Annotated in this window: 10 protein-coding genes; 6 read left to right on the top strand and 4 right to left on the bottom strand. The window is 51.0% G+C overall.

Features of this window, described 5'->3' with window-relative positions:
* Positions 1–66 precede the first annotated feature (66 nt).
* Both pdxJ and acpS read left to right on the top strand, forming a co-directional pair.
* A complete protein-coding gene (gene pdxJ, locus H4F65_RS16715) occupies positions 67–798 on the top strand; it encodes a pyridoxine 5'-phosphate synthase (protein ID WP_010280456.1) in 732 nt (243 codons plus the stop codon).
* Positions 798–1,178: a holo-ACP synthase gene (gene acpS, locus H4F65_RS16710; RefSeq protein ID WP_010280454.1), complete on the top strand. Its 381-nt coding sequence runs from the start codon at positions 798–800 to the stop codon at positions 1,176–1,178. The genes pdxJ and acpS overlap by 1 nt, the downstream gene beginning before the upstream one ends.
* An 18-nt stretch (positions 1,179–1,196) precedes the next feature.
* On the opposite strand, the gene H4F65_RS16705 is transcribed toward acpS, so the two are convergent.
* On the bottom strand, positions 1,197–1,457 hold the full coding sequence (locus tag H4F65_RS16705) for a YfhL family 4Fe-4S dicluster ferredoxin (protein WP_010280453.1): 261 nt from the start codon (positions 1,455–1,457) through the stop codon (positions 1,197–1,199).
* A 470-nt stretch (positions 1,458–1,927) separates the two neighbouring features.
* Here H4F65_RS16705 and pdeH point away from each other — a divergent pair, with 470 nt between their 5' ends.
* On the top strand, positions 1,928–2,719 hold the full coding sequence (gene pdeH, locus H4F65_RS16700) for a cyclic-guanylate-specific phosphodiesterase (RefSeq protein ID WP_141209929.1): 792 nt from the start codon (positions 1,928–1,930) through the stop codon (positions 2,717–2,719).
* Between the two features lie 787 nt (positions 2,720–3,506).
* Complete coding sequence (locus tag H4F65_RS16695; RefSeq protein WP_010280450.1) at positions 3,507–5,021, top strand: sensor domain-containing protein; 1,515 nt, start codon at positions 3,507–3,509, stop codon at positions 5,019–5,021.
* Positions 5,022–5,065: 44 nt separating this feature from the next.
* On the opposite strand, the gene H4F65_RS16690 is transcribed toward H4F65_RS16695, so the two are convergent.
* The 3 genes from H4F65_RS16690 to H4F65_RS16680 all read right to left on the bottom strand — a co-directional run bounded on the left by H4F65_RS16690 (position 5,066) and on the right by H4F65_RS16680 (position 10,079).
* A complete protein-coding gene (locus H4F65_RS16690) occupies positions 5,066–6,427 on the bottom strand; it encodes an HlyD family type I secretion periplasmic adaptor subunit (RefSeq protein WP_010280446.1) in 1,362 nt (453 codons plus the stop codon).
* Positions 6,414–8,648 (bottom strand): type I secretion system permease/ATPase, encoded by a 2,235-nt coding sequence (locus H4F65_RS16685; RefSeq protein WP_010280445.1) that lies wholly within the window; start codon positions 8,646–8,648, stop codon positions 6,414–6,416. The genes H4F65_RS16690 and H4F65_RS16685 overlap by 14 nt, the downstream gene beginning before the upstream one ends.
* Positions 8,649–8,726: 78 nt before the next feature.
* Positions 8,727–10,079 (bottom strand): TolC family outer membrane protein, encoded by a 1,353-nt coding sequence (locus H4F65_RS16680; RefSeq protein ID WP_010280442.1) that lies wholly within the window; start codon positions 10,077–10,079, stop codon positions 8,727–8,729.
* 391 nt (positions 10,080–10,470) lie between these two features.
* On the opposite strand from H4F65_RS16680, the gene H4F65_RS21930 reads away from it, so the two are divergent.
* Together H4F65_RS21930 and H4F65_RS16675 are read left to right on the top strand one after the other, a co-directional pair.
* On the top strand, positions 10,471–15,033 hold the full coding sequence (locus H4F65_RS21930; RefSeq protein WP_338155006.1) for a beta strand repeat-containing protein: 4,563 nt from the start codon (positions 10,471–10,473) through the stop codon (positions 15,031–15,033).
* A complete protein-coding gene (locus tag H4F65_RS16675) occupies positions 14,915–24,187 on the top strand; it encodes an Ig-like domain-containing protein (protein WP_240350889.1) in 9,273 nt (3,090 codons plus the stop codon). Before H4F65_RS21930 ends, H4F65_RS16675 begins: the two co-directional genes overlap by 119 nt.
* Positions 24,188–24,231 lie beyond the last annotated feature (44 nt).

The following is a 24,231-nucleotide window of genomic DNA, read 5'->3' as shown; positions in this document are numbered from 1 at the left end:
TACCCTGACGCTGTGACATCGGTGTAAACTGCCACGTATCGTGCATGACTTTACCGAGGATTTATCATGGCTGAACTGTTGCTTGGCGTTAACATCGATCACATTGCAACGCTGCGTAATGCGCGTGGAACGGCATACCCCGATCCCGTTCAGGCGGCTTTTGTCGCTGAGCAGGCGGGGGCGGATGGCATCACTGTGCACTTGCGTGAAGATCGTCGCCATATCACGGATCGTGATGTACGGATCCTGAGAGAAACGCTCCAAACCCGTATGAATCTGGAAATGGCGGTTACGGAAGAAATGCTGAACATCGCCTGTGAAGTGAAGCCGCATTTTTGCTGTCTGGTACCGGAAAAACGCCAGGAAGTGACCACCGAAGGTGGGCTGGATGTCGCGGGGCAGCAGGAAAAGATCGATAACGCAGTCGCCAGACTTAGCCAGGCTAATATCTTGGTTTCACTCTTCATTGACGCGGATAAGCGGCAAATTGATGCCGCCGTGGCCAGCGGTGCACCTTATATCGAAATCCATACTGGGGCGTATGCCGATGCGCCAGATGACGCAGCACGCCAACATGAGTTCGAGCGCATTCGTGATGCGGCGACTTACGCTGCGGCGAAGGGGCTTAAAGTCAATGCAGGCCACGGTCTTACGTACCACAACGTTCTGCCGATTGCTGCTTTGCCAGAAATGCACGAATTGAATATTGGGCATGCGATTATCGGGCGTGCGGTGATGAGCGGCCTGAAGGATGCCGTTGCCGAAATGAAGAGTCTGATGCGAGAAGCGCGCCGCTAATGGCGATTCTTGGGCTTGGAACAGATATTGTCGAAATCGCCCGTATTGACGCGGTGATTGAACGTTCAGGCGAGCGATTGGCTCGCCGCATTCTGACGGATGCTGAATGGATGCATTATCAGCAGCATCAGCAGCCTGTTCGTTTCCTCGCCAAGCGCTTTGCCGTGAAAGAAGCGGCAGCAAAAGCCTTTGGTACCGGAATTCGTAACGGGCTCGCGTTCAACCAGTTTGAAGTTTTTAATGACGAACTGGGTAAACCTTGCCTGCGGTTTTTTGCTAAAGCGGCAGAGCTGGCTGAACAAATGGGCGTCAGACACGTCCATGTGACGCTGGCTGACGAAAGACGCTATGCCTGTGCGACGGTGATTATCGAAAGCTGATCGTCCGTAAACGGATGCTTAAATCCTGTCAGCATGGTGCATGAGCACATATTTTTCCCACAACTGCTCATTGCCTTCAACATGGTTTGGATCTTTGATGATCGTATTGTCGATCGGACAGACTTTCTGACACGTAGGGGTGTCGTAGTGACCTACGCACTCGGTACAGAGGGTGGTGTCAATTTCATAAATGTCCATGCCCATGGAAATAGCCTGATTAGGACACTCGGGCTCACACATGTCACAGTTGATGCATTTATGGGTGATAAGTAACGCCATGATGTTCTTCTACCTTACAAACAGGGCGCAGATTATACCCGTTGATGCTCGTTTAAACACGCGTAACTGTCATCGATGACGAATATACTGGCAAATCGGTTTCTCCTGTCCTCAATGTGTCTTTCTTCCTAGGCCGTTTACTGCGTCTTTCGCGTGTTTTCGGAGGCCCTCGGCATGCAACCGATTGGCAGCATAAATAGTGAGGTTACAGGGTAAAATTACCATCTGTTCGTTAAATTGGTTTTATACCTATCCTTTAAACTGTATGAATCAGCCAGTGCGACTGTGTTTCTTGGGTTTTAATTTATTGATTTACAATTTAAATAAATTTAGTTGTGATATTGAACCACTTATTTTTGTAATATCATGGACATTGATTTAATCGGTATTGCCGATGGAGTTTGCATCTGGAGAGTCGATGATGGTGCATGTCCGTATGATATAATTTTATAACTAATAGTGTCAGTTTAATGGCGGAACTCATAGTGCAGCAGGAAGGTCATCTTAATCAGGTTGGGGCAGGATTTTTCCAACAGGGAGACGCAGAGCCATTAGGCGCTGATTACTGGCACCAATGCCAACGGCGGTATACTTTTCAGCCCATTTACCGAACATCAGGTAAATTAATGGCTATTGAGTTACTGACTTCCGTTTTTTCTCCTACCCTGCCGCAAAAGTTCATCTCTCCTGAAAAATACTTCGCGAATATTGATGTTGAAACCCGCCTGTTAATTATTGTAGAACAACTGCAACTTTTATCTCAGTGGAGTTTTCGATTTACTCGCGACGATCTTTTTGCCTCTGTCAATATTGATGGTATGACGCTACTCGCGTTGCAAAATAGCCTGGAAGCCAAACGTCTGATCGCGGCAATGCCCTGGATTCGTTTTGAAATGGTCGAAAATCAGGGAGGGTTGCCAAAAGATATCTTAACTAAACTCCCAGAAGCGCAAACACTGTGGCTGGATGATTTCGGCTGCGGTATGGCGAATTTTTCATCACTCATGCTGGCTCAGTATGATTGCATAAAAGTGGCACGTGAGCTCTTCATTCTCCTGCAACAAAGTAGTGAAGGGAAAACCGTTTTCCCTGCGCTGATCGCTTTGCTATCGCGTTTTTGCAATTATGTGGTCATTGAGGGAATCGAAACCAAGGAAGAGTGGGCAATCGTTCAGGCATCACATGCTTATGCTGCCCAAGGATACTACCTCTCACGCCCTCAGCCGTTTGAGAATTTTGAGATGTTGAAGCTTGAACTTTAGGTGATAACCTGTTGTTTAGGCTATCACTTTACACAGTAGAGTACCGCTGTATGCCCATCCATGTTTTTCCTCCCTATTAATTCATTATATTTCCTAATATTTCATCGCTGTATAAAATATCGCCTATCTGATGAGCTGTCTTTCCTCTTTTATTTTCAAGGTATAATGCTGTAATTTGTTTTATTTTTGTTATTTAATTCTTGTTTTATTTGTTATGGCAGTGTTTAATTTCAATAAAACAAGGAGGAAGAGGACTACGGATTTTGCATCAAATTATGACATATATAATCAGACGCTTGCGTTAATGATTTTATTTTTTTCTTTTAATTATTTGATTTTTAATGGTAAAAAAATATAATGTTTACTGTTAACGATCAAAAATCACTTTGTGATAGATTTTGTTGATTAAAACAATGATACTTATTGGTATAATTGATTTGCTTACAAAAATTTGATGTTCAGAATATATCGCCATGTACCCTTAGGAATATTCTTTTATTCCATTAGAGAAGCTTATAACCCGAACAATTACTACTATTAAATTAAGATACTCTTTTGAATTTGTTGTTTTTATCTGCGCACAGTCATATGCGAGGGCTTTATGCTTACGTTGCTATGTTTCTAAACACTCCTGCTTCATGGAGCGTTTTTTCTTTCATCCTTTCTGCTCTCCGGAAATGCACTCATCCTGACAATCTACGGGATAGGGGCTTGTTACCGGGATTTTTCGTCATCAGCGTTGTGATTTGTACGATCAGGACCACTCGGGCCTGAGGAGAGTGTTATTGTGTATGAAATTATAATAACCTTATTGTTGCTATTGTTATTGTTTTCTTCTGTGAAAAATAGAAAAATTAAACAAAAGTTTAAAACTGAGCAGAAAAAACAAGACTTCCTCAACATGACTTTTTTTGCGATGGAATATAGCCCTGCCTCAATTATGATCGCAGATGAAAATTGTGAAATTATTTACGTCAATCGCCAGTTTATTACCATGTCCGGCTATATGCCGGATGAAGTTATTGGCAAAAAAACGAATATATTAAACTCTGGCATGACCAACGCCAGCGTCTATGAAGATCTGTGGGCTACCATAAATAAAGGTAATGTTTGGAGCGGTGAGTTTGTTAACCGGCGTAAAGATGGGCAGTTGTATTGGGAAAAGGCCAATATCGTTAAAATATATAATAAGGCGAGTAACACGACCCAGTACGTCGGCATTAAGTTAGATATTACAGAGCGGAAATCGCAGGAACATCATGATAATTCATACAATCGTGCGTTGGAGCTGTTATCAAGCGGCGCCCCGCTGAAAGACATCCTGGATGCGATCATTTTCAGCGTTGAGGAAAAAAATCCCGGCCGTATCGTTTGTTCTGTATTGCTCGTCGATAAAGAAAAGAAATGTTTGACGCTTGGATCGGCGCCGAGCTTGCCAGGTTTTTATAAAAATGCCATTCACAACGTGAAAATTGCTGATGGTGTGGCTTCTTTTGGTACAGCAGCCTATACCGGAAAACGCGTAATCGCTGATGATATTTCCGTGCATCCGCATTGGTCTTTGTATAAAGGGCTCGCATTATATGCCGGGCTGCGTTCCTGCTGGTCTGAACCTATTATTGGTCAGAACAAAGAAATATTAGGAGTTTTAAGCGTTTATCATCGAAAAGTGTATGTCCCGACTGAAGAGGAAATTTTCTCTATCGAGAAGTCGGCGCAGCTGATTGCGATCGCCATAGAGCGATATCATGCCATTGATATGCTGCGGCGCAGCGAGGAACACTATCGGCAACTGGCGCACTATGACTCATTAACGTCACTGGCTAATGGCCTGACGTTTGCTGAGCAAATGGAACAGGCGATTCTGCTATCCAAACAAACGGGTAGAAAAATCGCGCTGATGTTCCTGGATCTCGATAAATTTAAACAGATAAACGACTCGTTTGGGCATGCTGTTGGCGATTTGCTATTAAAAGAAGCGGCTGCGCGTATGCGTGGTGCAGTTCGGGATTCGGATACGGTCTATCGCCGTAGTGGTGATGAATTTATTATTCTGCTTCAGGGTATTAAGGAAATTGATAATACACTCTATGTTGCAGATAAAATCCATAACGCATTGAATAAACCTTTTGAGATCAACGGGAAAAAGCTGGATATATCGTGTAGTATCGGTATTGCATTGTACCCAGAGCACGGTTCCGACTCTCTGACGTTGGCAATTAATGCAGATTCAGCCATGTATCAGGCTAAAGCCATGGGGCGTAGCCAAACTCAGATTTATCACGATATGGACGATCGTTGATGAATAAAATAGCAAAGGCGTTCTTTTTATGGGACGCCTTTTTATTATCTTTCTCGTAGTGCTTCTGCTTTTGCGCGAATAATTGGCTTTAATAAATAACTGAGAATCGTTTTCTTTCCCGTTATTATATCAACAGAGGCCACCATACCAGGAATGATAAGAAGCGGTTTATCGGCTGTACCTAAATAATTCTTATCAGTCCGCAGTCGGATAATATAAAAACTGTTCCCTTCTTTATCGGTTACCGTGTCTGGGCTAATTTGTTCCAACTGACCTTTTAAACCGCCATAGATGGTGTTGTCATAAGCTGTCAATTTTATTATGGCATCCTGACCGGGGTGTAAAAAGGCAATATCCTGAGGGCGAATTTTAGCCTCGACCAACAGTTTGTCATCTAGCGGAACAATTTCTACCAGATCGCTACCCGGTTGAATCACTCCCCCGATGGTATTCACCAGAACCTGCTGCACGATACCGCGAACCGGGGAGACGACCAGCGTTCGGTTTACCCGATCTTCGAGCGCTTTACCTGTGGCTTCAATTTTGTTCAGGCTGGTCTGTGCTTCACTAAGCTGAGATAACGCCTCGCTTTTATAGCGGCTGCGCGTTTCCTCTATTTTATTCTCACTCTCTTTAATTGCAGACTCCGCCCGCGGAATGGAGAGCTTGATGGAATCAAGCTGACCACGAGTTTCAACTTCAGCACGGCGCAGGCGTAAAACTTCCACTTTAGAAATCGCGCCTTCTGCGATCAGCGGTTCTGACATTTTAATTTCTTGCTGGAGCAGGCCAAGACTGTTGCGGAACTGAATCTCCTTGGCTGAGAAATCCCGCAGTTCCTGCTGGCGCTGGATCAACTGTTCTTCCAGACCGGATATTTCATTATGCAGCTGTTGGCGGCGGCTGTTATAAAGCTCTTTTTCTCCTGCCGCGATTTTAGGCGCTTGCGTCGTGATTTCTTCTGAAAGCACCAGTTCTTGGCCGTTGATTTCGGCGTTCAGGCGTTCAATTCGCGACAGCAGCGCAAGCCGGTCGGCTTCGGTTTCACCGACGTTAGAGGCAAAGCGAGTATCATCAAGGCGCAGCAAAGGATCGCCAGCATTGACGACCTGTCCCTCACGAATGAACACTTCCGTGATAATGCCGCCTTCCAGGTTTTGGATTTTTTGCAGCCGGGAAGATGGGATGGCTTTACCATCGCCGCGAGTGACTTCATCGATATTCGCGAGCCCTGCCCACAGGATGAAAAACAGGAAAAAAGCACCGATAGCCCACAGCGTGAAGCGAATAGAACGTGGCGAATCTTCGGCCATTGCCCGGCTCACTTCTGGCATCGTTTGCAGGCTCTCTTCATCTCCGCCGACAAAATACCGTTTGATTCGTTTGATATATTTACCGAGACGCATTGATCTGCCCCTTCTTCAACGCATCCATCACGATTGCTTTCGGCCCATCAGCAATAATTTTACCTCTGTCGACAATCACTAAACGATCGACCAGTGCCAGCATGGAAACCCGATGAGTGACCAGTAAGAGCGTTTTTTCTGCAATCACGGGGGCCAGCGCTTGTTTTAACCGATCTTCGCTGGTGTTATCCATCGAGCTGGTGGGTTCATCCAGCACCAGAATCGGCGGATCGAGCAGCAGCGCTCTGGCTATCGCGACAGCCTGACGCTGCCCGCCGGAAAGCTGTTGGCCGCGTTCACCAACCTGAAGGTTATAGCCATCCGGGTGGAGGCGAGCAAACTCGTTCACCCCTGAAATTTCGGCGGCTCGCAACATGGCTTCGTCTTCGACATAGCGTGCGCCGCTAATCAGGTTATTGCGCAGCGAACCGCTAAATAGCTGAATATCCTGAGGAACATAGCCGATGTTGTGGCGTAAATCGCTGACATCCAACTGACGGGCATCGACGCCGTCGATCAGAATATTACCGGTATTAGGCTGATAGAGGTTTACGATCAGTTTTTGCAGCGAGCTTTTGCCTGAGCCGCTGCGGCCAATGACGCCCACTTTCTCGCCGGGCGCGATGGTCAGGCTAATGCCTTGCAGCGAACTGGTTTTTTGTTCTGGATAATTAAACGTCACATCGCGAAATTCGATACCGCCCCGGATGCTCTCGCGCTTTAGTGGGCGTTCGTTATCACTACGCTCTTGCGGCAACTGCATCATCTGTTCGGTGGTTTGCATCGTCAAACGCGCCTGCTGGTAACGGCTGACCAGCCCAGACAGCTGGCCCAACGGCATGAGCGCTCTGCCGTTCAGCATGTAACAGGCAATCAGCCCACCCATACTGAGTTTGCCGTTAATCAGCATATAGACGCCGACGACAATCATGGCAACGCCGGCAAATTGTTGGAACCACTGTGTCAGGTTTACCGCCAGTGAAGACAGTGCCTTGGCCCGCATTTCCAGCTTGCTCAGGCTGCCAATGGTCTGTTCCCACTGGTGCTGCCGTTCACTTTCCGCATTATTGACTTTGATCGCGTCCAGACAGCTCAAGGTTTCGATCAGCGTAGCCTGCCGTTCACTGGCAAGGTGCATCGTTTTTTCAATGGTGGCGGACAGCGGCTTTTGCATCGCCCAGCTTGCCAGCAGGGCGATAGGGTAGGCGAGTATGGAAACCCAGACCAGCGGGCCGCCGATGATGCCGATAACCAGCAACAGAAGCAGCGTAAAAGGAAAATCGATCAGTGTCGTTAGCGTCAGTGACGAAAGGAAATCTCTGAGTGATTGAAACTCATGAATATTCTGCGCAAAGCTACCGACCCGCGGAGGTCGAGCCTTCATCGACATACCGGTAATGCGCTCAAATAACGTGGCGGAAATAATCAGGTCGGTTTTTTTGCCCGCCATATCGAGGCAAATGCCGCGTAGCGTTTTGAGTATCAAATCGAAAACAAACGCGCCGGTAACGCCGATAGCCAACACCCATAATGTCGCCGTTGCCTGATTGGGCACAACGCGGTCGTAGACATTCATCACGAACAGCGGCGTGGCAAGCGCGATAATGTTCACCAGCAAACTGGCGAGGACGGCATCGAGATAGAGTGAGCGTGAAAGTTTAAGCGTATCTTTGAACCAGGATTTGGTTCGGGGGATCAGTGACGGATTTTGCAGATCGAACTGATGACGAGGTTGGGCAAACATCACCAGACCGAGGTAATTCTGTTGCAGCGTATTGTGCTCAACGGAAATTTCTCCGCCTTCTGTTTCACTGGGCATCAGACGTGCGCTGCCGTCAGCGTTCCAGCCTAACAGAATCGCTGCACGTCCTTCCCGTAACAGCAACATCGCGGGGAGCGACATGTCGGAAATTTTATTCAGAGAACGTTTGAGAATGCGCCCTTGTAACCCCGCGCGTGCAGCGGCTCTCGGGAGCAATTTTACCGATAACCGCTGGTTGGCTAAAGGGAGCCCCGCGGTGAGTGTCGTACGACTGACGGATTTCCCCTGCAAGGTGCAGAGGATCAGCAAGCTATCCAATAAAGGATCGTCATGACGGCTGCGAGGGTCACTATGTTCATGAACAGTAGTCGATTCATGAACAACAGGCTCTTGGACGATGGACTCCTCGGTAGCTGATTTATCAGAACCATCCGTCTCTTGTACTGAATGCAACTTCATTTAACTAAACGTTCCCTTACGCAACGTAATTCCCCGCATATAAACCATAATTTATCGCCGTCTGACCAATGAAATATATTAATTAAGGCTCGGCAACTCTGCTTGGGTGGTGACGTTTGTCAAGCTGGTACCCGCATCAGGCGCTGGGATCGCTAAACGGTTTAATAGCTCTCCCATGCGGGATGCAATCCGGTATTCGGTATAGAGAGAGGTGAAACGAACCTCGACCAGACGGCGCTGTGCGGTGAATAGCTCGTTCTCGCTATCCAGCAGGTCCAGCAACGTCCTTTCTCCCAGGCCAAATTGCTTCTGATAGGCGGTACGCACTTTCATACTGCGGTCGGCGTATTCGGCGGCAATCGGCAGTTGTTGGCGCGAGTTATTTAACGCAGACCAGGCTAACTTGAGTTCTTCGCTTAGCAGGCGCAGGGCATTATTTCGGACATCCTGTGCTTCTTTTACCTGATAGGCTTTTGATTCCATGTTGGCTTTGCTGCTACCGCCTTCATACAGGTTGTAGCGCATCCGCAGCATCGCCTGCCATTCATTATTTTGACCGCGCGTTCCGTCAACGTTGTTATCCATCGTGCGAGAGAGTTCAACGTTGAGGCGCGGGTAAAATGTTGATTTTGACGTCTCATACTGCTGCTGAGTGGCTTCAATATCTGACTCTGCGGATTTCAGCGCCGGGCTGTTAGCTAGCATGATGCGTAGTGCTTCATCCAGCGAAGCGGGGATTTTTATCGCAGAAGCATCGGGCATCACCAAATTCTCTGGTACCTTACCCACAATGCTCATGTAGTTGATTTTGGCATCATCCAGATTGGTTTGTTCTGTCAGCGCGTTGTTACGGGCCTGCGCAAGACGTGCTTCGGCCTGATCCAGATCGGCCAGTCGCCCAACGCCTTGTTCGCTGCGCAGCCTAATTTGATCGTAAATGCGCTCATGGCTTGCAAGATTGGCTTCCGCCAGACGGACAAATTCCTGACGTTGCAGCACACTGAGATAGACCTGAACGGTATCTAACGCCGTTGCCTCACTGGTATTTAATACTTTATAGGCGCGTGAATTGACCGTGGCGCGTTGTCTGCCCACTTCGCTGGAGGTGGCGAAACCATCAAATACCGTTTGGCTTAAATTGATACTGGATTCCTGACGACTGAGCTCAACGCGCTTATTGGTGCTGGCGCGTGTTGAGGGGCTATCGGTCTCTTCGCGTCCGACGCCGGCACTTAGCGTGATGGAGGGGAGATATCCGCCTTTGGCCGCACGTAAATCATGTTCGGCAGAAAAACGGCTATTAATCGCGGCGCTTACTTCAGGATGTGTATAGAGCGTGCTTTTTATTGCTTCCTGAATCGTCTCGGCATGCGTTGCTGTGGAAAAAAGGGTAATAAAAGGCAATAAAGCAAAATAATATCTACGCATCATCAGCAGTTTTCCTTCACAAAAACTTTATTTGTGATTATTCCTATTAAAGTGTTTGAGTGTTATATAAACGCTTAACGAATTGATTTGCTTTTATTCCATTTATATCAATATGTTAATTACTTTCCCTGAAACGTCCTGCACAAGAAAAAATAAGACTTACTCTAAATGAGTAAAGTTCTGGAAAGAATATTCCGAATTTTTTATTATATCGGTCATTGAGTCAAGCGTTTGACGCATAACGACAGCACTATCGTAACGCTTTTTTTCATAAAATGTCAGGACGACACACAGCAAATCAACCTTATCAGGATGATAGCAAAAATCTATAGCCGCAATATCGCCATATTATAAAAATAATTATAGATATCAAGGAGAAAGCATTTTGAATAGTGTGATTGGCGTCATTAAATTCGTTATTGGACAAGTTTTTATCGTCGCGCTTGATGGAAGCCAGAGATTGCTGGTTGCTGGCGATCGGGTTTACAGCGGTGAAGAAGTGGTAACTGGCGCTAACGGCGCGGTTTCAATCACATTACCGGATGGCAAAACATTGGATTTGGGGCGTGATAGCCGCTGGAGCGATGTTAGCAATGCATCCTCTCAGTCCAATGCGGATGTCGCCGATGATGTCGCGGCTATACAAGATGCTATCGCTCAGGGCGCCGACCCAACGCAAGTATTAGAAGCGACTGCCGCGGGTAATGATGACACCGGAGAAGCCGGTGACGGCGGCGGTGGGCATTTCAATTCAACGGTAGTTCTGAATTTGACGGCCGAGGTCGTGACGACCCCGATTGGTTATGATACCGCTGGTTCATCGTTTACTGACCGAGCCTCGTCCGTTCTGGATGGTGCAGATTCATCTACGTTGCTGGCTGCGGCAACGGATACCACCGATACCACCCCGCCTTCTGTCACCCTTGTTATAAACAGCGATGGCACAGTAAATTTCGTCTTCACAAAACCGATCGTTGGTTTTGACCTCAGTGATATCACCGTCACAAACGGTGCAGTAACGAATCTGGTGCAGGATCCTAACGATCCGACTCGCTGGACGGCGACGTTGACGCCAGCCGCCAATTTTGAGGGAGAAGTCCGCGTCAGTATTCCTGACGGCAGTTACACCGATACTGCGGGCATTCCTGGTACGGGGGGAAGTGAAGCGATAACGGTCGATACTTTGCCTCCTGTTGCCTCAATCTCTATTGATAATGTCACGTCAGATAACGTCATCAACGCCAGTGAGTCAGGCCAGACGATTGCGGTCACCGGTCAGGTCGGCAATGAAGTGAAAGCGGGCGATGCGATCACCGTTACCGTTGGCACGGAAACCTATCAGACCACGGTGAATACTGACGGCAAGACCTGGAGCGTGAATGTTCCGGGATCGGTGCTTGCTGCTAACGGCGATGTCTCCGCTTCGGTCACCACGCGTGATACGGCAGGCAACGCTACCACCGCCAACACCAGCCACGCTTACGGCGTGGATACGGTTGCGCCAGTGGCTTCAATTTCAATTGATAACATCACGTCGGATAACGTGATCAATGCTACCGAATCCGGCGAGACCATTGCCGTGACGGGTAAAGTCGATAACGACGTCAAAGCCGGCGACGCGATTACCGTTACCGTTGGCACCGAGACCTACCAGACGACGGTGAATTCCGACGGCAAAACCTGGAGCGTGAACGTGCCGGGCGCTGTGCTGGCAGCAAACGGTGATGTGAGTGCGTCCGTTACTACCCGAGATGCCGCGGGCAACGTCACCACCGCCAATACCAGTCACACCTATGGTGTTGATACCGTCGCACCTGTGGCGTCGATCGCTATTGATAACGTCACGTCCGATAACGTGATTAATGCCAGCGAATCCGGCCAGACGATTGCCGTCACTGGTCAGGTGGGCAATGAAGTCAAAGCAGGCGATGTGGTTACCGTCAAAGTCGGTACCGAAACCTATCAGACGACCGTCAATACCGACGGCAAGACCTGGAGCGTCAATGTTCCAGGATCGGTACTTGCTGCTAACGGTGATGTCTCCGCTTCGGTCACCACCCGTGACACCGCAGGTAACGTGACCACGGCGAATACCAGCCACGCTTACGGTGTGGATACGGTGGCGCCTGTTGCTTCAATTTCAATTAATGATGTCACCAGCGATAACGTGATTAATGCCAGCGAGTCCGGTCAGACGATTGCTGTGACCGGTAAAGTCGATAACGACGTCAAAGCCGGGGATGCGGTTACCGTCAAAGTCGGCACGGAAACGTACCAGACCACCGTCAATACCGACGGCAAGACCTGGAGCGTCAATGTTCCCGGTGCTGTACTGGCTGCTAATGGTGATGTCTCAGCTTCGGTCACCACGCGCGATACGGCAGGCAACGCTACCACCGCCAACACCAGTCATGCTTATGGCGTCGATACGGTTGCGCCAGTTGCGTCGATCTCTATTGATAACGTCACGTCCGATAACGTGATCAATGCGACCGAGTCCGGTCAAACCATAGCGGTCACTGGTAAAGTCGATAATGAAGTCAAAGCGGGTGACGCCGTTACGGTTCAAGTGGGTACCGAGACGTACCAGACCACGGTGAATGCGGACGGCAAGACGTGGAGCGTGAATGTTCCCGGTGCTGTACTGGCTGCTAATGGTGATGTGAGTGCGTCCGTTACTACTCGAGATGCCGCGGGCAACGTCACCACCGCCAATACTAGCCACGCCTATGGTGTGGATACGATTGCACCTGTGGCGTCGATCGCTATCGACAATGTCACGTCAGATAACGTCATCAACGCGGCCGAGTCCGGCCAGACGATAGCTGTGACGGGGAAAGTCGATAACGACGTGAAAGCGGGCGATGTGGTTACCGTCAAAGTCGGTACCGAGACGTACCAGACCACGGTGAATTCCGATGGCAAGACCTGGAGCGTGAATGTTCCCGGTTCTGTGCTGGCTGCGAACAGTGATGTGAGTGCGTCCGTTACTACTCGAGATGCTGCGGGCAACGTCACCACCGCCAATACTAGCCACGCCTATGGTGTGGATACGGTTGCTCCCGTGGCGTCGATCTCTATTGATAACGTCACGTCCGATAACGTGATCAATGTGACCGAATCGGGCCAGACGATTGCAGTCACCGGTCAGGTCGGTAATGAAGTCAAAGCGGGCGATGCGATTACCGTTACCGTCGGCACGGAAACGTACCAGACGACGGTGAATACCGATGGCAAGACCTGGAGCGTGAATGTGCCGGGATCGGTGCTTGCTGCTAACGGTGATGTCTCAGCTTCGGTCACCACCCGCGATACCGCAGGTAACGTGACGACTGCGAATACCAGCCACGCTTACGGTGTGGACACCGTTGCACCTGTCGCTTCAATCTCAATTGATGATGTCACCAGCGATAACGTGATTAACGCTACCGAGTCCGGCCAGACGATTGCCGTCACCGGTCAGGTCGGTAATGAAGTCAAAGTGGGCGATGCGATCACCGTTACCGTCGGCACCGAAACCTACCAGACCACGGTGAATAGTGATGGTAAAACCTGGAGCGTGAACGTTCCGGGTGCTGTACTGGCTGCTAATGGTGATATCTCGGCGACGGTTACCACGCGGGATACCGCAGGTAACGTCACGACTGCGCATACCAGTCACACTTACGGTGTGGATACGGTTGCGCCAACCGCATCGATTGCTATCGACAATGTCACGTCGGATAACGTGATCAATGCCAGCGAATCGGGTCAGACCATTGCTGTGACCGGTCAGGTCGGCAATGAAGTGAAAGCCGGTGATGCGATCACGGTTAAAGTCGGCACCGAAACCTACCAGACCACCGTCAATAGCGATGGCAAGACCTGGAGCGTCAATGTTCCCGGTTCCGTGCTGGCAGCCAATGGTGATGTGAGTGCGACAGTCACTACGCGCGATACGGCAGGCAATGTCACCACTGCGAACACCAGTCACGCTTACGGTGTCGATACCGTGGCACCAGTTGCCTCAATTTCAATTGATGATGTCACCAGCGATAACGTCATCAATGCGACCGAGTCCGGCCAGACGATTGTAGTCACCGGTCAGGTCGGTAATGAAGTCAAAGCGGGTGACGCCGTTACGGTTAAAGTCGGTACCGAGACTTACCAGACGACGGTGAATACCGATGGCAAAACCTGGAGCGTCAATGTTCCGGGAGCGGTGCTTGCTGCTAACGGTGATGTCTCTGCGACGGTTACGACACGCGATACTGCAGGCAATGTCACCACCGCGAATACCAGCCACGCTTATGGTGTGGATACGGTGGCGCCAATTGCATCGATATCTATCGACAATATCACGTCGGATAACGTGATTAACGCGACCGAGTCCGGCCAGATCATTGCCGTGACCGGTCAGGTGGGTAATGAGGTCAAAGCGGGCGATGTGGTTACAGTCAAAGTCGGTAACGAGACCTACCAGACGACGGTGAATACCGATGGTAAAACCTGGAGCGTGAATGTTCCCGGTTCTGTGCTGGCTGCGAACGGTGATGTGAGTGCGACCGTCACCACCCGCGATACCGCCGGTAATGTCACCACTGCCAATACCAGTCACGCTTACGGCGTGGATACCGTTGCACCAGTTGCCTCAATTTCAATTGATGATGTCACCAGCGATAACGTGATTAATGCGACCGAGTCCGGCCAGACGATTGCCGTCACCGGTCAGGTCGGCAATGAAGTGAAAGCGGGCGATGCGATCACGGTTAAAGTCGGCACCGAAACCTACCAGACCACCGTCAATACCGACGGCAAAACCTGGAGCGTCAATGTTCCGGAGCGTGTGCTGGCCGCTAATGGTGATATCTCGGCGACGGTCACTACGCGCGATACCGCAGGTAACGCCACTACCGCGCAATACCAGTCACGCTTACGGTGTGGATACGGTTGCGCCAGTTGCGTCGATCTCTATTGATAACGTCACGTCCGATAACGTCATCAATGCCAGCGAGTCCGGTCAAACCATTGCCGTCACCGGTCAGGTCGGTAATGAAGTCAAAGCGGGCGACGCGGTTACCGTTAAAGTCGGTACCGAGACCTATCAGACGACCGTCAATACCGACGGCAAGACCTGGAGCGTCAATGTTCCAGGATCGGTACTTGCTGCTAACGGTGATATCAGCGCGACCGTCACCACCCGCGATACCGCCGGTAATGTCACGACTGCGAACACCAGCCACACTTACGGTGTCGATACGGTTGCGCCTGTTGCCTCAATTTCTATCGACAATGTTACGTCCGATAACGTCATTAATGCTACCGAGTCCGGTCAGACGATAGCGGTCACCGGTCAGGTGGGCAATGAAGTCAAAGCCGGTGATGCAGTCACCGTTAAAGTGGGTGCCGAAACCTACCAGACCACTGTCAATGCTGACGGTAAAACCTGGAGCGTCAATGTGCCGGGAGCGGTGCTGGCAGCGAATAGTGATGTCAGCGCTACGGTCACCACGCGCGATACCGCAGGTAACGCCACTACCGTGAATACCAGTCACGCTTATGGTGTGGATACGGTTGCGCCAGTTGCGTCGATCTCTATTGATAACGTCACGTCCGATAACGTCATCAATGCCAGCGAGTCCGGTCAAACCATTGCCGTCACCGGTCAGGTCGGTAATGAAGTCAAAGCGGGCGATGCGGTTACCGTAAAAGTCGGCACCGAGACTTACCAGACGACGGTGAATACCGATGGCAAGACCTGGAGCGTGAATGTTCCCGGTTCTGTGCTGGTAGCGAATGGCGATATCTCGGCGACGGTTACCACCCGCGATACGGCAGGCAACGCTACCACCGCCAACACCAGCCACGCCTACGGTGTCGATACGGTTGCGCCAGTCGCGTCAATCTCTATTGATAACGTCACGTCCGATAACGTGATTAACGCGGCCGAGTCCGGTCAGACGATTGCGGTGACGGGGAAAGTCGATAATGACGTTAAAGCGGGCGATGCGATCACCGTTACCGTTGGCACCGAAACCTATCAGACCACGGTGAATGCCGATGGCAAGACCTGGAGCGTCAATGTTCCCGGTTCTGTGCTGGCTGCGAACGGTGATGTGAGTGCGTCCGTTACTACTCGAGATACCGCAGGCAACGTCACCACCGCCAATACCAGTCACACTTATGGCGTCGATACGGTTGCTCCCGTGGCGTCTATCTCTATTGATAACGTTACTTCAGACAATGTCATTAATGCTTCCGAATCGGGTCAGACGATCGCGGTGACCGGTAAAGTTGATAATGACGTGAAAGCAGGCGACGCGATCACGGTTAAAGTCGGCACCGAAACCTACCAGACCACCGTCAATACCGACGGCAAGACCTGGAGTGTCAATGTTCCGGGCGTTGTGCTGGCCGCTAATGGTGATATCTCGGCGACTGTCACTACGCGCGATACCGCAGGTAACGCCACTACCGCGAATACCAGTCATGCTTATGGTGTGGATACGGTTGCGCCAGTTGCGTCGATCTCTATTGATAACGTCACGTCCGATAACGTCATCAATGCCAGCGAGTCCGGTCAAACCATTGCCGTCACCGGTCAGGTCGGTAATGAAGTCAAAGCGGGCGACGCGGTTACCGTAAAAGTCGGTACCGAAACCTACCAGACCACGGTGAATACCGATGGCAAAACCTGGAGCGTGAATGTTCCCGGTTCTGTACTGGCTGCTAACGGTGATATCAGCGCGACCGTCACCACCCGCGATACCGCCGGTAATGTCACGACTGCGAACACCAGCCACACTTACGGTGTCGATACGGTTGCGCCTGTTGCCTCAATTTCTATCGACAATGTTACGTCCGATAACGTCATTAATGCTACCGAGTCCGGTCAGACGATAGCGGTCACGGGACAGGTTGGCAATGAAGTCAAAGCAGGCGACGCGGTTACCGTCAAAATCGGTACCGAGACGTACCAGACCACGGTGAATGCCGACGGCAAAACCTGGAGCGTGAATGTGCCGGGATCGGTACTTGCTGCTAACGGTGATATCAGCGCTACCGTCACCACGCGCGATACCGCAGGCAATGTCACCACCGCCAACGCCAGCCACACTTACGGTGTCGATACGGTTGCTCCCGTGGCGTCTATCTCTATTGATAACGTCACGTCAGACAATGTCATCAATGCGACCGAATCCGGTCAGACGATTGCGGTCACCGGTCAGGTCGGTAATGAAGTCAAAGCGGGCGATGCGATCACAGTTAAAGTGGGTACCGAGACCTACCAGACCACGGTGAATACCGACGGCAAGACCTGGAGCGTGAATGTCCCGGGAGCTGTGCTGGCCGCGAACGGCGATGTCTCAGCTTCGGTCACTACCCGCGATACGGCAGGCAACGCTACCACCGCCAACACCAGTCATGCTTATGGCGTCGATACGGTTGCGCCAGTTGCGTCGATCGCTATTGATAACGTCACGTCGGATAACGTGATTAATGCTACCGAGTCCGGTCAAACCATTGCCGTCACGGGTCAGGTTGGCAATGAAGTGAAAGCGGGCGATGCCGTTACGGTAAAAGTCGGCACCGAGACTTACCAGACGACAGTGAATACCGATGGTAAAACCTGGAGCGTCAACGTGCCCGGTTCCGTGCTGGCAGCAAACGGTGATGTGAGTGCGACGGTCACCACCCGTGATACCGCGGGTAATGTCACGACTGCGAACACCAGCCACGCTTACGGCGTGGATACGGTTGCGCCAGTGGCTTCAATTTCAATTGATAACGTCACGTCCGATAACGTGATTAACGCCAGCGAATCTGGTCAGGCTATTTCTGTCACCGGTCAGGTTGGCAATGAAGTCAAAGCGGGCGACGCGGTTACCGTTAAAGTCGGTACCGAGACGTACCAGACCACGGTGAATACCGATGGCAAAACCTGGAGCGTCAATGTTCCCGGTTCTGTACTTGCTGCTAACGGTGATGTCTCTGCTTCGGTCACTACCCGTGATACCGCAGGTAATATCACGACTGCGAACACGAATCACGCTTACGGTGTGGATACGGTTGCGCCAACCGCATCGATTGCTATCGACAATGTCACGTCGGATAACGTGATCAATGCCAGCGAGTCTGGGCAGACGATTGCGGTCACTGGTCAGGTGGGTAATGAAGTCAAAGCAGGTGATGCGGTTACCGTCAAAGTGGGTACCGAGACGTACCAGACCACGGTGAATAGCGATGGTAAAACCTGGAGCGTCAACGTACCGGGATCGGTACTGGCCGCTAACGGTGATATCAGCGCTACCGTCACCACGCGCGATACCGCAGGCAATGTCACCACCGCCAACGCCAGTCACGCCTACGGTGTCGATACCGTTGCACCAGTCGCGTCGATCGCTATCGACAATGTCACGTCGGATAACGTGATCAATGCGACCGAGTCCGGCCAGACGATAGCGGTGACCGGTCAGGTGGGTAATGAAGTCAAAGCAGGTGATGTGGTTACCGTCAAAGTGGGTACCGAGACGTACCAGACCACCGTCAATACCGATGGCAAGACCTGGAGCGTCAATGTTCCAGGATCGGTACTTGCTGCTAACGGTGATATCAGTGCGACCGTCACCACCCGCGATACCGCCGGTAATGTCACGACTGCGAACACCAGCCACACTTACGGTGTTGATACCGTCGCTCCAGTTGCCTCAATTTCAATTGATGATGTCACCAGCGATAACGTGATTAACGCGGCCGAGTCCGGCCAGACAATCGTCGTCACCGGTAAAGTCGATAACGACGTGAAAGCGGGCGATGCGGTTACCGTGAAAGTCGGTAACGAGACCTATCAGACGACGGTGAATACCGATGGCAAGACCTGGAGCGTGAATGTTCCCGGTTCTGTACTGGCTGCTAATGGTGATGTCTCAGCTTCGGTCACTACCCGCGATACCGCCGGTAATGTCACGACTGCGAACACCAGCCACACTTACGGTGTGGATACCGTCGCGCCAGTTGCCTCAATTTCAATTGATGATGTCACCAGCGATAACGTGATTAATACGACCGAATCCGGTCAGACTATTGCTGTGACCGGTCAGGTCGGTAATGAAGTCAAAGTTGGCGATGCGGTTACCGTGAAAGTGGGTACCGAAACCTACCAGACCACGGTGAATGCCGACGGTAAAACCTGGAGCGTCAATGTTCCCGGTTCTGTACTTGCTGCTAACGGTGACATCTCTGCTTCGGTCACTACCCGTGATACCGCAGGTAATATCACGACTGCGAACACGAATCACACTTACGGTGTGGATACGGTGGCACCAGTCGCTTCAATTTCTATCGATAACGTCACGTCGGATAACGTGATTAATGCGACCGAGTCCGGCCAAACCATAGCGGTCACTGGTAAAGTCGATAATGAAGTCAAAGCGGGCGATGCGGTTACCGTAAAAGTCGGCACCGAGACTTACCAGACCACGGTGAATACCGATGGCAAGACCTGGAGCGTCAATGTTCCGGGATCCGTGCTGGCTGCGAACGGTGATGTGAGTGCGACCGTCACCACACGCGATACGGTAGGTAACGTCACCACCGCGAATACCAGTCATGCTTATGGCGTCGATACGGTTGCGCCTGTTGCTTCAATTTCAATTGATAATGTCACGTCAGATAACGTGATTAATGCTAATGAATCCAGACAAACGATCCCTGTTACCGGAAAAGTCGGCAATGAGGTTAGGGCGGGCGATAGCGTTACGGTTAAAGTCGGCACCGAAACCTACCAGACGACGGTGAATGCCGATGGAAAAACCTGGAGTGTGAGTGTTCCCGGTTCGGTACTGGCGGCTAACAGTGACATTAGTGCCAGCGTGACCACGCGTGATACCGCAGGCAACGCTACCACCGCCAACACCAGTCATGCTTATGGCGTCGATACGGTTGCGCCAGTTGCCTCAATTTCTATCGATAACGTCACGTCGGATAACGTGATCAATGCCAGCGAGTCTGGGCAGACGATTGCGGTGACGGGGAAAGTCGATAACGACGTTAAAGCGGGCGATGCGATCACCGTTACCGTCGGCACGGAAACCTACCAGACGACGGTGAATATCGACGGCAAGACCTGGAACGTGAATGTTCCCGGTTCTGTGCTGGCTACGAACGGTGATGTGAGTGCGTCCGTTACTACTCGAGATGCCGCGGGCAACGTCACCACGGCGAATACCAGTCACGCCTACGGTGTCGATACCGTTGCGCCAGTCGCGTCGATCTCTATTGATAACGTCACGTCGGATAACGTGATTAACGTCAGCGAATCCGGTCAGACGATCGCCGTCACGGGTCAGGTGGGCAATGAAGTCAAAGCGGGCGATGCGGTTACCGTGAAAGTCGGCACGGAGACTTACCAGACGACGGTGAATACCGATGGCAAGACCTGGAGCGTGAATGTTCCCGGTTCCGTGCTGGCAGCAAACGGTGATGTGAGTGCGACCGTCACCACTCGCGATACGGTAGGTAACGTCACCACCGCCAACACCAGTCATGCTTATGGCGTCGATACGGTTGCGCCTGTTGCTTCAATTTCAATTGATAATGTCACGTCAGATAACGTGATTAATGCTAATGAATCCAGACAAACGATCTCTGTTACCGGAAAAGTCGGCAATGAGATTAGGGCGGGCGATAGCGTTACGGTTAAAGTCGGCGCCGAAACCTACCAGACGACGGTGAATGCCGATGGAAAAACCTGGAGTGTGAGTGTTCCCGGTTCTGTACTGGCGGCTAACAGTGACATTAGTGCCAGCGTGACCACGCGTGATGCGGCGGGGAATACCACCACGGCGAATACCCATCATACATACAGCGTGGATACAACCGCACCAGAAATTGATATTACGAATTTCGCGGGTAACGATGGCTATGTCAGCCAGAGTGAGTCGAAAAACACCCTGGTCAGCGGCACCAGCAACGAGAAGAAGGTCGATCTGGTCTTTACCGATGTGAATGGTAAGTCGGTTACGCTGCATGACGTGCCCGTGACGAACGGAAAATGGCAGACGAATGTCGATCTGAGTACGTTAGCGGAAGGCAAAATTACTGCAGGGGCGACGGCAACCGATGCGGCAGGCAATCATGCGCATGATAGCAGTCAGGCTATCATGGATATTACGCCGCCAGCCGCACACAACAACACGGTGTTTGGTACGGAAGACACGCCGCTGCACATTGGCTGGAGCGATCTGGGCGTATCGAGCGATACCACAAGCATCGTGATTTCGTCTCTGCCGCCTGCTGCCGCTGGCACGCTCTATTTTAATGATAACGGGAGTTGGAAAGCCGTCACCGCTGGACAATCCTTTACGGCGGGCAACACCGATCTACGCTTTACGCCTGCGGCTAATGTCTCTGGCGCATCGCTGGGTGACATTGCTTACCGACCTGTCGATAGCGCAGGGAATACCGGCGATAAGGCCGCACTGCATATTGGCATCACGCCAGTAGCCGATGCACCCGTTGTGAGTCTGAGCATCACCAGCGGTGCCACGACGCCGACCTCTTCAGAAATTATTAAGGTGAATGGCGGTAGCGCCAACGGTGGCTTCGACGTACAAAATGGGAAAATCGTCGCAGTGGGTAACGGGGTTCGCGTCTGGCTGACCGAGGGGGATCCTGTGCCTACCGTGGTCGGTACCGGTAAGGTGGCGTATTACAGTCAGGGCAACACTAGCGGTGACGGTAGCTACAGCGATATTTTCGTTGTGCACTCTACCAGCGGCTATTTTTATCGCCAGAGCGATTGGGCGGCCGATCGTAAGGATCACCGCGATTTGGATTCATTCAACGGTAACCGGACGAATAACGGCAGCAGCGCGCATTCTGATTATGTGTTCGTTATAAAAGAGGCGGGTTATACCTATAACGCGACCTACAACACGAACAATAATCAGGATACGTCGGTGAATACGCTGGATGGGCTAAAGGTCAATTACACCAATAGCAGCGGCAAGTCTGGCTCGTTTACGACGCAGGTTAGCAATAATATTGAAGGTGTGATCTATAGCGACGGCACGACCTACACTCCAGGCACCAACAGTGCGACGGTGGAAAAAGTGCCCGGTCATGCAGGAACGCAGACGCATACTCTTGATGTCTCGGCTGCTCTCACCGATCGTGACGGTAGTGAAACCCTGTCAGGGATTACGCTCACGGGGATTCCGAAAGGAACGGTGCTCACTGACCACATTAACAATGTGAAATATACCGTTGGTGACGATGGATCGTACATTATCAAGAACGCCAACAATGCTCAGACGCTGGCTGGAAAGATTACGCTCGACGTGCCAGTCGATGCAGGTAAATTCAACGTAGTCGCGCAGGCGACATCGACAGAAATCGCCAATCACGATACGGCGACCGGATACTCTGCCGGAGGCGTTGAACAGTATGGGATGAGTATCGGTACGATAGGCGATGACACTATGTCCGGGACGCATAGCCATGATGTGATGATCGCGGATGTATCTGGTTTGCAGATCATTGAAGGGCAGAATTACAACATTGCCTTTATGGTCGACTCATCAGGCAGCATGTCATCAACGGATATCGACAATGCGCGCACGTCGTTGAGTAACGTATTCAAAAGTCTGATCAACAGTGCTGGCGGCGCGAATTCTGGCACGGTGAACGTGTTCCTGGCTGACTTTGATACGCAGGTGGGTAAAACCGTATCTGTAAATCTGAACGACACCAATGCACTTAACAAGCTGACCGCCGTATTGAATTCAATGGTGGGGGGATCTTCCGCAGGCGGTGGAACCAACTATGAAGATGTATTCAAGACGACGGCAAACTGGTTCCAAAGTGATGTGGTGAAAAAGAATGTGGGTAATAACCTGACATATTTCATCACCGACGGTGAGCCAACTTACTACCAGACCAACGAGGCCAATGAAGTGCGCGTGAGCGACTGGTGGCAGTCGCTGAATATTGACAATATCGCCTACAAACCGGGGCAGTCTTACTCTATGGATGTACGCGGGGCTGTCCGCGAAGTGATTGATAGTAAAGGTAACGTTTATCAATATGCCTGGAGCGATGACAGTAAGAAAGTCGTAGGTACGGTCATTGGGCAAGTACACGCGCAAGGGGATGGAACGTATGAAATATCCTCTCTGGGCGGCGTGGGTAATAACAGCAGCTACTGGACGCAGGACTACCGAGGCAATTGGCACTGGGTTGATAATTCAGGCAACCGCGATGTCAGCAACACCAACGCGGCTCAGGCCTTCAATTTGCTGAAGAAGCAGTCGACGATTGAAGCGATCGGTATTGGTGCTGATTTAAATGGCGATACGCTGAAGCGCTATGACACCGATGGTGTGGTTCAGGATCATATTGATCCTGCTAACCTAAATAAAGCGATTCTGGGCAGCAGCGAATCGATACATGCCGGTAATGATCAACTCAATGGCGGGTTGGGGAATGACATTCTGTTCGGCGATGTCGTGTCGTTTCCTAATATCGACGGCAATGGTATTACCGCCTTGCAGAACTACATCGGCAAGCAGTTAGGTATGCAAACAGGCGTACCCACTGCGAAAGAGATGCATGGTTATATTGCCACGCACAGCGCGGAGTTTGATTTGTCGTCGGCGAAAGATGGCAATGACATACTCAACGGTGGAGCAGGGAATGATATTCTTTTTGGCCAAGGTGGAAATGATACGTTGATTGGCGGAGAAGGTAATGATCTGCTCTATGGCGGTGCGGGAGATGACATCCTGATCGGCGGCGCAGGGGGCGATACGCTCATCGGCGGGGCGGGTGCGGATACCTTTAAGTGGCAGGCTGGTGATATCGGCAACGATGTGATCAAAGACTTCAATGCCAAAGAAGGTGACCGGATTGATTTAAGCGATCTGGTTGGCGAACTGGAGGAGGGCACCGATATCAGCCGCTATATTCGCATTACCGATAATCATGGTTCACCGACGATTGAAGTGAGCACCGCAGGGAACTTTACGGCGGATAAAGGCGGAACGGTTGCAGTGTCGATTACGTTGGAACACTATAACGGTGCATTGCCGTCGCTTGAAAGTCTGGTCAGCAAGCCAGAACCGTCTAGCTGACCAAAAGGGGGAGCCTGCCCGGCTCCTTTCTTTATCAAAAACTT

The sequence above is a fragment of the Pectobacterium brasiliense genome, assembly GCF_016950255.1.
Lineage (GTDB): Bacteria > Pseudomonadota > Gammaproteobacteria > Enterobacterales > Enterobacteriaceae > Pectobacterium > Pectobacterium brasiliense.
This window is presented reverse-complemented; position numbering and strand designations above follow the sequence as displayed.